The 15997-nt window shown below is 56.1% G+C and carries 14 protein-coding genes; 3 read left to right on the top strand and 11 right to left on the bottom strand.

Annotated features, from left to right (window positions below; all coding sequences use genetic code 11):
- The first annotated feature begins 73 nt into the window (after nt 1–73).
- Nucleotides 74–1510 (top strand): PLP-dependent aminotransferase family protein, encoded by a 1437-nt coding sequence (locus tag LK04_RS05320; RefSeq protein ID WP_039336072.1) that lies wholly within the window; start codon nt 74–76, stop codon nt 1508–1510.
- Here LK04_RS05320 and LK04_RS05315 read toward each other — a convergent pair.
- Nucleotides 1473–2654 carry an MFS transporter gene (locus LK04_RS05315; protein WP_039336071.1) on the bottom strand — a complete coding sequence of 394 codons (1182 nt, stop codon included), beginning with the start codon at nt 2652–2654 and terminating at the stop codon, nt 1473–1475. The genes LK04_RS05320 and LK04_RS05315 overlap by 38 nt on opposite strands.
- A 251-nt stretch (nt 2655–2905) precedes the next feature.
- A complete protein-coding gene (gene fabB / locus LK04_RS05310; RefSeq protein ID WP_039336070.1) occupies nt 2906–4126 on the bottom strand; it encodes a beta-ketoacyl-ACP synthase I in 1221 nt (406 codons plus the stop codon).
- 155 nt (nt 4127–4281) lie between these two features.
- On the opposite strand from fabB, the gene mnmC reads away from it, so the two are divergent.
- Entirely contained in the window at nt 4282–6294 is a 2013-nt protein-coding gene (gene mnmC, locus LK04_RS05305) for a bifunctional tRNA (5-methylaminomethyl-2-thiouridine)(34)-methyltransferase MnmD/FAD-dependent 5-carboxymethylaminomethyl-2-thiouridine(34) oxidoreductase MnmC (RefSeq protein ID WP_039336075.1), read from the top strand.
- A 30-nt stretch (nt 6295–6324) separates the two neighbouring features.
- Here the strand turns inward: mnmC and LK04_RS05300 are convergent, their stop codons facing one another.
- The 6 genes from LK04_RS05300 to prmB all read right to left on the bottom strand — a co-directional run bounded on the left by LK04_RS05300 (nt 6325) and on the right by prmB (nt 11076).
- Nucleotides 6325–6606, bottom strand: coding sequence for a YfcL family protein (locus LK04_RS05300; RefSeq protein ID WP_039336069.1), 282 nt, complete (start codon nt 6604–6606; stop codon nt 6325–6327).
- Nucleotides 6607–6637: 31 nt separating this feature from the next.
- On the bottom strand, nt 6638–7183 hold the full coding sequence (locus LK04_RS05295) for an elongation factor P hydroxylase (RefSeq protein WP_039336067.1): 546 nt from the start codon (nt 7181–7183) through the stop codon (nt 6638–6640).
- 67 nt (nt 7184–7250) lie between these two features.
- Nucleotides 7251–8048, bottom strand: a complete 798-nt coding sequence (locus LK04_RS05290) for a sulfite exporter TauE/SafE family protein (protein WP_039336065.1) — start codon at nt 8046–8048, stop codon at nt 7251–7253.
- A 132-nt stretch (nt 8049–8180) separates the two neighbouring features.
- Nucleotides 8181–9005: a penicillin-insensitive murein endopeptidase gene (gene mepA, locus LK04_RS05285; protein WP_039336063.1), complete on the bottom strand. Its 825-nt coding sequence runs from the start codon at nt 9003–9005 to the stop codon at nt 8181–8183.
- 7 nt (nt 9006–9012) lie between these two features.
- Nucleotides 9013–10098: a chorismate synthase gene (gene aroC, locus LK04_RS05280; protein WP_039336061.1), complete on the bottom strand. Its 1086-nt coding sequence runs from the start codon at nt 10096–10098 to the stop codon at nt 9013–9015.
- Nucleotides 10099–10143: 45 nt separating this feature from the next.
- Nucleotides 10144–11076, bottom strand: a complete 933-nt coding sequence (gene prmB, locus LK04_RS05275; RefSeq protein WP_039336059.1) for a 50S ribosomal protein L3 N(5)-glutamine methyltransferase — start codon at nt 11074–11076, stop codon at nt 10144–10146.
- Between the two features lie 156 nt (nt 11077–11232).
- Between prmB and smrB the strand changes: the two genes are divergently transcribed.
- Nucleotides 11233–11781, top strand: coding sequence for an endonuclease SmrB (gene smrB, locus LK04_RS05270; RefSeq protein WP_039336057.1), 549 nt, complete (start codon nt 11233–11235; stop codon nt 11779–11781).
- A gap of 46 nt (nt 11782–11827) precedes the next feature.
- Here smrB and sixA read toward each other — a convergent pair whose 3' ends face one another.
- The 3 genes from sixA to fadI all read right to left on the bottom strand — a co-directional run bounded on the left by sixA (nt 11828) and on the right by fadI (nt 15945).
- Complete coding sequence (sixA, locus tag LK04_RS05265) at nt 11828–12310, bottom strand: phosphohistidine phosphatase SixA (RefSeq protein ID WP_039336074.1); 483 nt, start codon at nt 12308–12310, stop codon at nt 11828–11830.
- 195 nt (nt 12311–12505) lie between these two features.
- Nucleotides 12506–14635, bottom strand: a complete 2130-nt coding sequence (fadJ, locus tag LK04_RS05260) for a fatty acid oxidation complex subunit alpha FadJ (protein WP_059109770.1) — start codon at nt 14633–14635, stop codon at nt 12506–12508.
- Nucleotides 14635–15945: an acetyl-CoA C-acyltransferase FadI gene (gene fadI / locus LK04_RS05255; protein ID WP_039335164.1), complete on the bottom strand. Its 1311-nt coding sequence runs from the start codon at nt 15943–15945 to the stop codon at nt 14635–14637. Before fadI ends, fadJ begins: the two co-directional genes overlap by 1 nt.
- Between the last annotated feature and the right edge of the window lie 52 nt (nt 15946–15997).

The following is a 15997-nucleotide window of genomic DNA, read 5'->3' as shown; positions in this document are numbered from 1 at the left end:
TGTGATTTTCCCTCAGTCTACGGCAAAGTGGTCTGTAACCTGATACCACTTTATCGATGATGACAAGACCACAATGAGCCTCTCTTTTTTGGCGCTGTTTAACTTACAGTTGCAAGGCGGATTGCGCGAGCGTGTATGCAATATGCTGCGTCAGGCGATCGCCCATGGCCATTTACACCATCAGCAGAAGTTACCCTCCAGCCGCCAGCTGGCACTGGATTTGTCACTCTCACGCGTCACAGTGGAAAGCGCCTATGCGCAATTAGAGAGTGAAGGTTATTTGGAGAGGCGGGCCGGCAGCGGCACCTTTGTGTCGATCGCTATGCCGGTGCGGCAGAGATCTTCAACTTCAATCGACTCGCCACGCTTCTCGCAACGTGGGGATCGCGTTCTGGTGACCGGCGGTTGCCAGGATCCCCCCTTCCCTTATGCTTTTGCCGCCGGTTCACCGGAGTTACGCGCCTTTCCGCATGAACAATGGCGACGCATTAGCAACAGTGTTCAACGCCAGTTCGGGAGTCAGTTAATGGGTTATGGCGACCCGTTAGGATACCCGCCGCTCCGTCAGGCGGTGGCCGATTATCTGGCCCTGTCACGCGGAGTGCGCTGCACCGCTGAACAGGTGGTGATGTTGACCAGTTCGCAGCAGGCATTGCAGCTGTTGGCTTTGATGTTTCTCGATAATGATGATGAGGTGTGGCTGGAAGAGCCCGGCTATCCTGGCGCGCGTAATGCCTTTCTGGCTGCGGGTGCGCGCTGCCGTGCCATGCCGCTGGATAGCGAAGGTGCCGTGCCGCTAAGCGGGCATGCCAAACTGGTCTATCTGACGCCTGCGCATCATTACCCCACCGGCACGCCGATGAGCCTGGCCCGCCGTCTTCACTGGCTGGCCTGGGCGCGCCAGCAGCAAAGCTGGTTGATTGAAGATGATTATGACAGTGAATTTCATTATGAGGATCGTCCAGCCCCGGCGCTTCAGGGGTTAGAGAACGACAGCCGGGTGATCTGCCTTGGCACCTTTTCCAAAACGCTTTTCCCCTCATTGCGGTTGGCGTGGATGGTAGTGCCACCGCAGTTGGTGGATGCACTGGGTCGTGCACGCAGCGTGATGGATGGACACAGCGCACTGTTACCGCAGGCGATCACCGCCGAATTTATGCAGCAGGGCCATTTTGCCAGCCATCTGCGGTTGATGCGCCAGCTCTATCACAGCCGCCGCGACCGTCTGCTGGATCAAATCCATTCACGGCTGCAGCCGTGGCTGACACCCTGGCATGCGGCCGGTGGCCTGCAATTGACCGTCACTTTGAATCAAGGTGATGAAGCACGATTGACACAGCAGGCCAGTGAGGTGGGGTTGTTGTTACCACGCCTGTCGCCGTTATATGCAGGGGATACAAAACAAGCCGGCTGGCTGCTCGGCTTTGCGGCACTGACGCCCGGCGAGATTGTCAGTGCCTGCGATAAGCTGGTCAGGCTGTTGTCGCGCTACGCGCAAACGCCCAGGTAACCAAAATGCCCAATGCCGCGCAGCAGGCACCGGCCAGATAGACTGAGCCATAGCCCAGCGCGGTCGCCAGCAGACCGGTGAGCGGACCGCTGGCACCATAAGCGATATCCTGAAAGGCGGAGAATCCACCCAGTGCCGTGCCGCGAATCTGCGGGGAGACGCGTTTAATCACTTCGACACCCAATGCCGGGAAGATCAGCGAGCAGCCGCAGCCGGTCAGTGCCGCGCCGACCAGCGCCATCCAGCCAGAGGTCGCACACGCCAGCACCAGCAAACCCAGGGTTTCCACCAACAGCGACACCATCGCCACGCGCACGCCACCGTGACGATCGGGCAAGCCGCCAAAAAATACCCGCACCAGCACAAAGGCACAGCCAAATGCCGTCAGGGCAAAACCGGCGTTGCCCCAGTTCTCAGCGGCAAAGTAGAGCGAGGTGAAAGTGCCGATGACCGCGAATCCGGTACCTTGCAGTGCCAGCGCCATACCCGGTTGGAAAATGGTTTTTACCACGCTAAACAGTGAAGGCCGCTCCCCGCCGACCACCGGGACTTTGCTCACCCAGCTGTTGATCGCCAACGAGAGCAAAGGAAGCAGAAGCGCCACAAGACCCAACGCCGCAAAACCGCCGTGTTGATTGATGAGTAAGCCAAGCGGTGCGCCAGCTGCCAGCGATCCATAAATCGCCATGCCGTTCCACGACATCACCAATCCAGAGCGTTTGCTTCCAACCAATCCCATACCCCAGGTGAGATTGCCGGTCAGCAGCAGGCTCTCGCCAAAACCCAGTAATAAGCGCCCAACCGCTAACAGACCAAATTTGGCCCAGGGAGACACCGGCAACAATGCCGCCGCCAAATAGGCGACACCGACCAGCGCAATGGCAATCATCCCGTGCTGTGTGGTGAGCTTGGCACCGTGCTGATCGGCGCGACGGCCCGCAAAGCTGCGCGTCAGCAGGGTAGCGAAGAACTGAATCCCCACCGCCACGCCGACCATCAGGTTACTCATGCCCAACTGCTGATGGACATACAGCGGGATCACCGGCAAGGCCAACCCGGCAGTAAGATAAGTGAGGAATACCGCAAAAGAGATGCAGCCTAAAGGCAGCACGGATTGCGTCTGCGTATCAGCAGCCGTGGTCATGATGGTATGAACTCCTTGTTCAGGGCGTGCGCAATAGGTTCGTTGGCTGCTCGCAGCAAAAACGGGTGATTTGATTCACAATATGCGCAAACGATTATTTTGTTTCAGGTAAGAACGAAGAGTGTAGGCAAGCGAGGGGATAAATGTCAAAAACAACAAGGGCCGGATTGACCGGCCCTTGATACTGAGCATGTTATGCACGAAATACTTCAACTCGCAGGCAGGCTGCAGGTCGAAATATGACGAGTATTTTATGCTGGCAGTTTACGCATCGTCAGCGTGGCGTTAGTGCCACCGAAACCGAAGCTGTTGGACATCACGGTGGTCAGCACTTTTTCAGTTGGCTGAGTCACGATGTTCAGGCCCTTACCGGCTTCATCAATCTCTTCGATGTTGATGCTTGGCGCGATGAAGCTGTGTTCCAGCATTAACAGGGTGTAGATGGCTTCCTGCACGCCCGCCGCACCCAGTGAGTGACCGGTCATGGCTTTGGTGGCAGAGATGTACGGAGAGTTGTCACCGAACACTTCGCGAATCGCACCCAGCTCTTTCACATCGCCGACTGGCGTGGAAGTGCCGTGGGTGTTGAGGTAATCGATTGGGGTATCAACACCCTGCATCGCCATCTTCATGCAGCGCACTGCGCCTTCGCCTGAAGGAGCAACCATGTCCGCACCGTCAGAGGTCGCGCCGTAGCCCACGATTTCTGCATAGATGTGTGCGCCACGCGCCAGAGCATGTTCCAGCTCTTCAACAACAACCATACCGCCGCCGCCAGCGATCACGAAACCATCACGGTTTGCATCGTAAGTACGTGACGCTTTTTCTGGCGTTTCGTTGTATTTGGTGGACAGTGCGCCCATCGCATCGAACTCACAGGCCATTTCCCAGCTCAGCTCTTCGCCGCCGCCAGCAAACACGATGTCCTGTTTGCCCAGTTGGATCTGCTCAACGGCATTACCAATACAGTGTGCGGAAGTCGCACAAGCAGAGCTGATCGAGTAGTTCACACCGTGGATTTTGAACGGCGTGGCCAGGCAAGCTGACACACCAGAACCCATGGCTTTGGTCACCACATAAGGACCGACCGCTTTCAGACCGCGTGGACCGCGCATCGCATCAGCACCGAATACCTGGTAACGCGGAGAACCACCGCCTGAACCGGCAATCAGACCCACACGTGGGTTGTTCTGATACTGCTCATCAGTCAGACCGGAATCCTGGATGGCTTCAGCCATGGACAGATAAGCGTAGATTGAAGCATCACTCATGAAACGCACGATTTTGCGATCGATGAGCCCGTTGGTATCCAGTTTGACGTTGCCCCATACGTGGCTGCGCATACCGATATCTCTCATCTCTTCAGAGAAAGTGATCCCGGAACGGCCTTCACGCAGAGAAGCCAGCACTTCTTGCTGGTTATTACCAATGCTGGAAACAATACCCAGGCCAGTAATCACTGCACGTTTCATTCAATAGTCCTCATTCCACTTCTTTTGGATTGACGTGCACTCTAGCTTACAGTTGTAAGCCGAACAAGTCCGATCAGCCATTTCCTTTTGTAAATTTGCGTCATGTGACCACACTCGCTAAAATCGCGCCACTGCCTGAAAAACGAGCCTTTCCCGTGAAGTTATCCCCGGTTGAACACGCGCAATTAAACTGGAATGATCAGGGTACACCTGTTTCCCGAGCATTCGACGACGTCTACTTCTCCAACGACAACGGGCTGGAAGAGACGCGCTATGTGTTCCTTGATGGCAACCAGATTCCACTCCGTTTTGCCGAACATTTGCGCGATATTTTTATTGTCGCCGAAAGCGGTTTTGGGACTGGTCTTAACTTTTTGACCCTGTGGCAAGCCTTTGACCGCTTCTGCCACGCGCATCCAGATGCCACACTGAAGCGCCTGCACTTTATTAGCTGCGAAAAATTCCCACTCACGCAAAGCGATCTCGTGGCTGCCCATGCACACTGGCCTGAGCTGGCGCCTTGGGCCGAACAGCTACAACAGCAATGGCCACAAGCGTTACCGGGTTGCCAGCGCATATTGTTCAACGGCGGTAAAGTCACGCTCGATCTCTGGCTCGGAGATATTAACGCGCTAATTAATACCTTTGATGACAGTCTTAATGGGCAAGTTGACGCGTGGTTTTTAGATGGCTTCGCACCGGCAAAAAACCCTGAGATGTGGACCCCCGAGCTGTTCGCTGCCATGGCGCGCCTCGCCCGACCGGGTGGGACACTGGCGACATTTACAGCAGCCGGTTTCGTGCGGCGTGGGTTGCAGGAAGCGGGTTTCACCGTGGCCAAACGCAAAGGGTTTGGCCACAAACGTGAAATGTTAACCGGGGTGATGGATCAGAGCATTCCCCTGCCCCACAGCCAGCCGTGGTACGCCCGCCCTGCGGCTAACAGCCAGGAGGCCGCGCTGATTGGCGGGGGTGTCGCCAGCGCCGTGTTAGCTCTAGCGCTGTTACGCCGAGGCTGGAAAGTGACCCTTTATTGCGCAGATGCGGCTCCCGCTTTGGGCGCTTCGGGTAATCGTCAGGGAGCACTCTATCCGCTGCTCAATCAACATGATCCAGCTCTTGCCACCTTCTTCCCTGCTGCGTTCACCTTTGCCCGCCGTTTGTACGATCAACTGCCGGTGATGTTTGAGCATGACTGGAGCGGCGTGTTGCAACTTGGCTGGGACAGTAAAAGCGCAGAGAAAATTGCGCAGATGCTGCAGATGGCACTGCCACAGGAAGTCGCGCGGGGAGTGACTAAAGAAGAAGCGGAACAACTGGCAGGGGTGGCGACCGGAAGTGGCGGTATTTTCTACCCGCAAGGCGGCTGGCTCTCTCCTTCTCAACTCACCAGCAATTTGCTTGAACATGCGCAAACACTGGGCTTACGCGTGCACTGGCTGCATCAGGTCACAAAGATGGAGCGTGCAGAGGATGGCTGGACGTTGCAGTTCAGCGAGCAACCGGCGGTCAAACATCAGCAAGTGGTATTGGCGAATGGACATGCGCTACTGGAGATGGAACAGAGCAAAGAACTGCCAGTGTATGCCGTGTCAGGTCAGGTGAGCCACGTGCCGACCCATTCCGCCTTGGCCGCGTTAAAAACCGTGCTGTGCTACGACGGCTATCTCACGCCGGTCAGCCCTGATTTTAATACCCACTGTATCGGTGCCAGCTATCATCGTGGTGATACCGCCACCACCTTCCGCGCTGACGATCAGCAGGAAAATCGTCAGCGACTGATTAACTGTTTACCCGATGCTGACTGGCCGTTGCTGGTGGATATCCGTGATAACGAGGCGCGTGTCGGTGTGCGCTGTGCCACACGTGACCATTTGCCGATGAGTGGCAGCGCGCCCGATTACCCCGCCACCCTTGCGCAGTATGCCAACCTGCCTGAGCAGCGTGCACAGGGTTACACCATCACTGAAGCGCCAGTGCATACCGGGTTGTTTGTGCTAGGGGCGTTAGGTTCGCGCGGTTTATGCAGCGCACCGCTGGCCGCAGAAGTGCTGGCTGCGCAGATGAGTGGCGAACCCCAACCGCTGGATGCGGCGACGCTGGCGGCGATGAATCCCAATCGCTACTGGGTGAGGAAACTGCTGAAAGGAAAAAAAGCCGGGCGGTAACCGAACGGGGCGAGTAATCGCCCCGTTTGTTTATGCAGGCTGGCGCGCCTGCAGGAATAAGTTGTCCCACATCCCTATCACCAGCGCTTGATCGCGTGGTGACAACTCGCCTGCCGCAATCGCTTTTTGCAGGCTATTGGTAACGTGAATTTGCAGGGCTTCAGGGGTATGTTCGCCGCTGATTTCAATCTCAGCCACCGCCAGGGTCAGATGACCACGCAGATAGCCACCGGCAAACAGCTCGTCGTCGCTGGCATGATCGACCATATCGTCAATCAGAGCCAGAATGCGTGATTCAAATTCTACGATCATCTTTTCTATCCTTTATTAGTCGCCAGACGAATCACAGATCTTCCGGCCAGGGAAAATGTGCCGCCGTCAGCGCAGGCGTACCGTAATAGCTGGCTAACGCATCAATAAAACGCGCCGGACGTGCCGGGATGCCCTGCTCAAAATAGTGCATGACCTGAGCATGGACCTTACGCTGAAACGCGATGCGATCCGGCTCACAATCCCCTTCGAGGTTGTCACAGCTGACATTGAAGGGAAAGCCCGCCGCAACACAGAATAACCACTCCAGCGCCTGTGGTTTCACTTCCACCGACTCGAACTGGCTCTGCGTCTGCGCATCACGTCCGTCTGGGCAATACCAGTAACCAAAATCCACCAACTTACGACGAGCTTCACCCGCAATACACCAGTGGGAAATCTCGTGGAGTGCGCTGGCATAGAAGCCATGGGCAAACACCACGCGGTTCCACGGCGATTCCTCATCCGCTGGAAGATAAATAGGTTCGTCGTCGCCTTTAATTAGACGGGTCTGAAAGTCTTCAACAAAGCAGCCATCAAAGATATCCACCAGCTGCTGATAATGATGTTCTGTACTCATAATATTTTAATCTTTAAAAAAACTGTAGCCATTGTCGCATTGGTAGCCGGTCTTGACGAGTGTTGGTTCACAGGGTCGCCATCCACGCCAGCAGCGCGCTGCCGTGACTATCCCATAACAGTTTAGCGCTCATCACTGCGGAGACGGTGACCACCATCGGGCGTATAAGTTTCTGACCGCGGCTCAGCACCAGCCTTGCGCCAAGGCGCGCACCACAAAACGCGCCAATCAGCATGATCGCGCCGGTGCCCCACACCACTTTCCCGCCGAACATAAAGAACAGTAGGCTCGCAAAGTTGGAAGTGAAATTTAAGACTTTGGCGTGGGCAGTGGCTTTTGCCAGATTGAATCCGCACAGTGTCACAAACGCCAATGCATAGAATGAACCGGCGCCCGGCCCGAAAAAGCCGTCGTAGAATCCCACACAGCCGCCGCCCACCAGCGCATAGGCGAAACCTTGCAGACGATGTTCACGATCGGATTCACCCAAGCGTGGCATCAGCAGGAACCATAAGCCGATGCTGATCAACAGAATAGGCAGAATCTGGCGCAACACATCGGCCTGGATGTGTTGAATCAATACCGTGCCGCAGACCGCGCCAATAAAGGTCATGGCGATATTGAGCCGCTGTTCACGCAGTTTCACCGCGCCGCGACGCACAAAGTAGAGGCTGGCAGAGAAAGAACCGCCTACTGACTGTAATTTATTGGTGGCTAACGCCTGCGCCGGTGAGAGCCCGGCAGCCAGTAACGAGGGAACGGTGAGCAAACCACCGCCACCGGCGATGGAGTCAATAAACGCCGCCAGCACCGCAACCAGAAATAGCACGCCCAGCACGAGTGGGCTTACAACGAAGAAATCCATTTTTGTCTCATATATAACTTTAAAATTCTCGTTGCAGCCAATGCACCAGCGGCGTGAAGAACCAAGTTTTCAGTCGTATGACCTTGATAATTCGCTTTGCAGCCAACGCACCTGCGGCGTGAAGAATCAAGGCTAGAGCAAATGACGATCCAGTAATGCCTGACACGACGGCGGCAACGGCGGCGGCGTCTTCTTCACCGGTGGCGTGCTGCCAGGTTTTTTCGGCAAGAACCAGCTATCCAGCTCCGCACCACAACCGTCGCCCGGTGGTGGTGCCGCCTGATCTTCGCACTCCAGGCTGCCAGCCGGACAGCGCAGACGCACGTGCATATGTGCACGATGGGCAAACCACGGTCGCACTTTGTTCAGCCAGGCACGATCGCTACCCGCATCAGCACAAAGCTGCTTTTTGATCGCCGGATTAACGAAGATGCGCGTGACTTCATCATCTTTGGCGGCCAGTTTAATCAGGCTATCAATTTGCGGCTGCCAGTGACGCGCAATCACCTGCTTATCATCCGGGGCCACCAGATCGAGCGGTTGCGGCTTCAACAACTGCTGTGCAGTCCAACGGGTTTGCGGCAGTTGCAGCCAGATATCGACATCCAGGCCGGTTTGATGGCTGGCGTGACCACTGCTGAAACGCCCACCTGCGGCCATGCCCATATCGCCAATTAACACTTGCCCCAACTGCAACTGGTGCACCTGGTTGCTGAGACGCTGAATAAAGGCGATAAGATCCGGATGACCATAATAGCGACGCTGATCCTGACGCATCACCTGATAGTTCGGCGCATTAAGCGGCAGCTGTTGTGCACCGATAATACAGCCGTTAGCAAAACCACCAATCGACTGCGGGCTACCGGCGATCGGCTGATGAATTTGCTGCCAGGGCGTGGCAGCAAAGGCGGCCGCACTGCACAACAGCGCGGCAACGGTGATGAGCAGGCGGCGCATCAATGGCTTACCAGCGCGGTACTGTGCTGTTGACGTCACCGTTCTGCGCACGCTGGCGCAACAGGTGGTCCATCAACACAATCGCCATCATCGCTTCCGCGATCGGCACCGCACGGATACCGACGCAAGGATCGTGACGACCTTTAGTGATCATCTCGACTTCTTCGCCATCACGGGTAATGGTTTTCCCCGGAACGGTGATGCTGGAAGTGGGTTTCATCGCCAGATTAGCGCTGATGGTTTGCCCACTGCTGATCCCACCGAGGATGCCGCCCGCATGGTTACTCTGGAAGCCATCGGCACGAATTTCATCGCGGTGCTGGCTGCCACGCTGGTTGATCACCGCGAAACCGTCGCCGATCTCTACGCCTTTCACCGCGTTAATGCTCATCAGCGCGTGGGCCAAATCGGCATCCAGTCGATCGAACACCGGCTCACCCAGTCCTGGCGGGACGTTTTCCGCCATCACCGTTACCTTGGCACCGATCGAGTCACCCTCTTTCTTCAGGCCACGCATCAGTTCGTCGAGCGCTTCCAGTTTTGATGCATCCGGGCAGAAGAACGGGTTCTCCTCCACGATGCTCCAGTCTTTCAACTCACAGGCCACATCACCAATCTGCGCCAGATAGCCGCGCACCTGAATACCATGCTTCATCTGCAGATATTTTTTGGCAATCGCCCCTGCTGCCACGCGCATCGCAGTCTCACGAGCAGATGAACGGCCGCCTCCACGGTAGTCGCGCATGCCATATTTCTGCTCGTAGGTGTAATCCGCATGCCCCGGACGGAACAGATCTTTGATGGCGCTGTAATCCTGCGAACGCTGGTCGGTATTCTCAATCAGCAAGCCGATGGAGGTGCCCGTCGTGACGCCCTCAAACACACCGGACAAAATTTTCACCTGATCTGGCTCACGACGCTGCGTGGTATAGCGCGAGGTGCCCGGGCGGCGGCGATCGAGATCGTGCTGAATATCGGCTTCAGTCAGCGGAATGCCAGGTGGCACACCGTCAACAATGCAGCCCAGCGCAATACCATGCGACTCGCCAAAGGTGGTTACGCGAAAAACGTGTCCGATGCTGTTTCCGGCCATTGTGGTTCCTTGTTGCGATGTTGCGGGCGAGCGCTCGCCCCGATTTTAGTCTTTATAGAAAGAGAAGTGATGCTGTGCCGCGACAATCTGCTCGCGCGTCAGCATGAATACGCCGTCACCGCCGTTATCAAATTCCAGCCAGGTGAAAGGCACATCCGGATACTGTTCAATCATGTGCACCATGCTGTTGCCCACTTCACAAATCAGCACGCCCTGCTCGCTGAGATAATCCGGGGCGCAAGAGAGAATACGGCGCACCAGTTTCAAACCATCGCTGCCCGCGGCTAAGCCCAGCTCCGGCTCATGGCGATATTCGTTTGGCAGGTCGTCCATATCTTCCGCATCCACATACGGCGGATTAGTGACGATCAGATCATATTTCACCTGCGGCAGACCACGGAACAGATCCGCACGAATCGGCGTGACATGATGCATCAGGCCATGCTCTTCAATGTTCTGCTCAGCCACAGCCAGGGCATCGGTAGAAATATCTACCGCATCCACTTCGGCTTCCGGGAAAGCGTAAGCGCAGGCAATCGCGATGCAGCCGCTGCCGGTGCACATGTCGAGAATGTGATGGGGTTGCTGGCTAATCAGCCCGGCAAAACGGTTTTCGATCAGCTCACCAATCGGTGAACGCGGCACTAACACGCGCTCGTCGACATAGAACTCATGGCCGCAGAACCAGGCTTTGTTAGTGAGGTAGGCCACTGGGATACGCTCATTGACGCGACGAATCACGCGTTCAACAATGCGATGACGCTCACTGGCGGTGAGGCGCGCGTGGCGCATATCTTCGGGAATATCCAGCGGCAACCATAGCGTTGGCAGAACCAGTTGGACTGCTTCGTCCCAGGGATTATCCGTGCCGTGGCCGTACCAAATGCCTGCCGCCGAAAAACGGCTGACAGCCCAGCGCAGCATATCCTGAATGGTGTGCAGTTCACTCACTGCCTCATCGACGAAAATCTTGTCCACGTAGCCCTCCGCAGGCCTTAAAATCAATCGGCGGATAGTTTGCCACGAAGCCGGGCAGAATTCAGCGCGATGAGGCGAAAAAGCTGACATTTGTTAACGCCCCGCGTTAAGGTATGCCACCGGCTGTTAACCAGCTTTTTAACCCATTGCCGAGCCATGAGTAAGAAGACACCGCTAAACCAGGACGATCAGGCGCTGTTTCGTGAATTAATGAGCGGAACGCGTAAGCTTAAACAAGACACCATCGTGCATAAACCGGTGGTGAAAACCCGCGAAGTTCCGTTGAAAAGGCTGCTTTCTGAACAGGCCGATAACAGCCATTACTTCTCAGATGAATTTCAGCCTCTGCTCTCCAGCGATGGGCCGATGCGCTATGTGCGTGCGGATGTCAGCCACTATGAATTGAAGAAGTTACGACGCGGCGACTACACGCCCGAGATTTTTCTCGATTTGCACGGGTTGAGACAGCAGCAGGCTAAACAGGAGTTGGGTGCGCTGATTGCCGCCTGCCGGCGTGAACACTTGTTCTGTGCCAGCGTCATGACCGGGCACGGCAAACATATTCTCAAACAGCAAACGCCACTGTGGTTGGCACAACATCCGCATGTGATGGCATTTCATCAGGCGCCCAAGCTTTTTGGCGGAGATGCAGCGTTACTGGTGCTGATAGAAGTGGAAGAGTGGCAACCGCCGGAACTGCCTTGAGCAGAAAAGGAAAGGGCCGCGATTGCGGCCCATAGCATTGGCGAATTTACATCGCTTTGGCCAGTTTTGACGGGCTGACCTGCCACTCCAGCTTGCCTTCACAGGCATCTGCATCAAAGTTCACGTAGGCTATCGCGGAAGTCGCAAACATCGGTGGCGCTTCCTGCGGACAGAGTTCTGAAACCAGATACCCCACCAGCGGCAGATGCGAAATCACCAACGCCGATTTAACACCCTGCTGCGCCAGTGCCTGCAGATAACAGGCCACCATGCCCGGATCACCACCTGGCGTCAGTTCCGGCAACACATCCTGCCCTTCTGGTAACGTCAGCGCCTCACGGACTGTGGCGAGCGTTTGCTCAGCACGCAGATAGGGGCTCACTAACACTCGTTCGATATCCAGCGCCTGGCCGTTCAGCCAGCTCGCCATCTGGCGTGATTCATCACAGCCACAGATTGTTAAAGGGCGTACCGAATCACTTGCTGCTTCCAGAGCTGCATCGCCGTGACGCATGATAAAAACTTGCATAAAGCACCGCTGTTGTTTGTCGATATCGTCGGGTACCACAGCACCAGACGCTTCATTCTGCGAATGAACGGTGTGTTTTACCCCAATGGCTTCAGTATAGTCAACCGGTTGTTTATTAAATAAGCACATCTCAGAATGGTGCCGCGCCACCTGTTGCACAGCCCCATTTCTAACCCGCTGAATCTTTGCGCCTATTCATGATTGTGCAGAAGTGTAAAAATTCGTTTGCGCTTCTGACATTGCCATCAAAGCGTCACAGGGCGCAAAACGGTCGCCCTGTTGCTGCATTAATGCGCGTAATGTGTTGACGATGTCAAGCACGCCGCGCTGATCCATATAACGGAACGGGCCGCCCAAAAACGGCGGAAAACCGATGCCAAATACGGCCGCCATATCGCCATCTCTGGCACTGCGGATCACCGCTTCATCCAGACAGCGCGCCGCTTCATTCAGCATCATCATCACACAGCGCTGTGCGATCTGCTCTTCGCTCTGCTTCGCCTGCGGTTTGGCGTTCAATAACGCATAAATCGAATCATCCACTTTGCGTTTACCCGGCCAGCGTGAAGCGCTGTAAAGGTAGAACCCCTTTTGGTTTTTACGCCCTTTACGGCCATCCGCCAGGATAGCATTGACCGCATCGGGTGCACTGAACCGCGCACCGTAGGCCTGTTGCAAAATGGGGCTGATTTTACTGCCCACATCAATGCCCACTTCATCAAGCAGCTGCAGCGGCCCCACTGGGAAGCCAAACTTCACTAATGCGCGGTCGATATGATCCACCGGCTCACCTTCAAGCAGGCAACGCATTGCTTCATTTATATAGGGTGCAAGAATACGGTTAACGTAGAAGCCAGGGCGATCGGCCACTACCACCGCGGTTTTTCCCTGCTGACGAGCCAGCTGCACCGTGGTTGCGATAGTCTCGGCGGAAGTACCAGCATGCGGGATCACCTCCACCAGCGGCATTTTGTCGACCGGACTGAAGTAATGCAGACCAATCACATTCTCCGGGCGCTGCGCGTTTGACGCGATGTCGCCAATCGGCAGCGAGGAGGTATTAGAGGCAAAAATGGTGTGCGGCTGACACTGTGTTTCGATTTCCGCCACCATCTGTTGCTTAAGCGCCAGGTCTTCAAACACCGCTTCGATCACCAGATCGCGCTGGCTAAAACCTTGATAGTCCGTTCCGCCGCTAATGCGCGCCATCTGCTGTTGGCGTTCAGCCGCTTTTAACTGGCGGCGTTTCACCTTTTGGCTCAGCAGATCCCAGCTATATTGCAACGCGTGATTGACGCCGTTAAGGTTGATATCTTTGATACGTACCGGTAAACCGGCCTTGATCGCCGTTACGCTGGCAATGCCGCCCCCCATCAATCCGCCACCCAGCACACCAATCTGCTTCAGCGTGCGCGGTTCTGCATCAGCCATCGCTTCTTTCTTTAATGCGGTTGAGGCAAAGAACAGGCTGCGCAGCGCGGCCGATTCAGGGGTCATGGCCAACTGGCCAAATGCGCGAGCTTCAGCAGCGTGACCGGCGTCGCTCCCCTGCTCCAGCCCCACGCGCACCACCTGCAGAATACGATCTGCTGCGGGATAGTTGCCTTGGGTTTTACTGTCCGTCTGGCGCTTTGCCATCGAGAATAATAATGAACGCATCAGCGGTGCCTGCATCAGCCGATCGCGGCGTGATAACTCACGACGCGAAATACGACCTTTGTGTACCCGTGCAATGGCGGTTTCCAGCAGAATCGATTGCGGAACGGCGTCATCTACTACACCCAGCTTTAATGCCTGCTTCGCGCGCAGTTGCTTACCACTGAGTATTAACGGCAACGCCTGTGGCACGCCAATTAACTTCGGCAGGCGCTGTGTGCCGCCGGAACCTGGCAGCAGGCCCAGCTGAACCTCGGGCAGCCCCAACCGGGTTTTGTCATCCAGCGTGCAAATACGCGCACTGCAGGCCAGCGCCAGTTCAAGACCGCCCCCCAGACAGGCACCGTGTATCGCCGCCACTACCGGGAAGGGTAAGGCCGCAATTTCTGCCATCACCTCTTGCCCCTGTCGTGCCAGGGTTTCCGCCTCTTCTGCCGTTTGACACTGCGCGATCATGCTGATGTCCGCACCCGCCACAAAGTTATCGCTTTTACCGGAAATCAGCACCAGGCCCGCCAGCTGCGGATTACTGCGCGCCTCTGCCAGCACGGCTTTAATTTGCGGGACAAACTCGGCCTTGAGCGTATTCATCTTTTCGCCCGGCACATCGATGGTGATCACCCCAACATGGTCGAGGCGCATATGTAAATGGAAAGCGGACTCGCTCATTATTCAGCCTCCAGAACCATCGCGGTACCTAATCCGCCCGCCGCGCAGGCGGTCACCAACCCCAACCCGCCGCCGCGACGCCTTAGCTCTTGCAGCGTTTGGGTGATCATACGTGCGCCCGTGGCAGCAAATGGATGACCATAGGCAATCGATCCCCCCAGCACGTTGAATCGTTCTTCATTGACTTCACCCAAGGCATGCGGTCGATTCAGCACCTCGCGGGCAAAGCGTTCATCGCGGAACATTTTCAGATTAGCGAGCGTTTGCGCGGCAAAAGCTTCGTGCATATCAATCAGCGTCAAATCGTTGAGGGTGATGCCTGCTCGCTCCAGCGCCAGCGGGGACGCATAGGCAGGACCCAGCAGCATGTCTTGCCAGACATCAATGGCGGTGAAGGCATAGCTGCGCAAATAGCCCAATGGCGGAATACCCAACTCACGCGCGCGGCCTTCACGCATTAAAATCACCGCGGCTGCGCCATCGGTCAGTGGCGTGCTGTTGGCGGCGGTCACCGTACCATGGCGACGATCAAAGGCTGGACGCAGTTTGGCGTAATCACTGGCACTGGCGTTGAAACGGATGTTGTTATCCTGTTCGATCGGGGCTTTCCAAGGGGGCACAAAAGCGGGCATCACTTCTTGCGCCAGTACGCCAGATTGCCAGGCGCGGGCCGCATGCTGATGAGAACGCAGTGCAAGGGCATCTTGTTGTTCACGGGTAATGCCATGGGTTTTCGCCATCTGCTCGGCGGTGTCACCCATGCGCAAACCGGTGGAATACTCCGCAACGGCCGGTGGCACCGGTAAGAGGTCGCGTGGGCGCAGACGACGTAAGATTTGCAGCTTCTTGCTAAAGGTGCGGGCCTTATTGAGATCCACCAGCGCACGCGCCAGCGTCTTACTGACCCCTATCGGCAAAACGGAGGATGAATCGGCTCCACCTGCAATCCCGGCATTGATGGTGCCCGCCATTAAACTTTCAGCCACATTGGCCACGGCCTGAAAACTGGTGGCGCAAGCCCGGCTAACGCTGTAAGCATCGGTGTGCACACTCAACCCGCTACTCAGCACGATCTCACGCGCAATGTTTGGCGCTTCCGGCATCTGTACCACCTGACCAAATACCAGTTGGTCGATTACCTCGACCGGTAATTCGCTACGCGCCATGAGTTCAGACACCACCATGCGCCCCAGCTCAAGTGCTGGGATGCCATGAAAGTCACTCGCCTGGCGAGCAAAAGGTGTCCGTAATCCGTGGGTTATGGCGATACGTTCGCCCTGACGCGTCAGCAGCGGCTGCGCTTTGCTCATTGCACTCACCTGTAATTTACGACCGTAGCATCATTGCCAAACAGGTCTGACC

Origin of the sequence: Pantoea vagans (genome assembly GCF_001506165.1) — a bacterium.
Lineage (GTDB): Bacteria > Pseudomonadota > Gammaproteobacteria > Enterobacterales > Enterobacteriaceae > Pantoea > Pantoea vagans_C.
The sequence above is the reverse complement of the archived record's forward strand: the minus strand, read 5'-3'. Positions and strand labels throughout refer to the sequence as shown.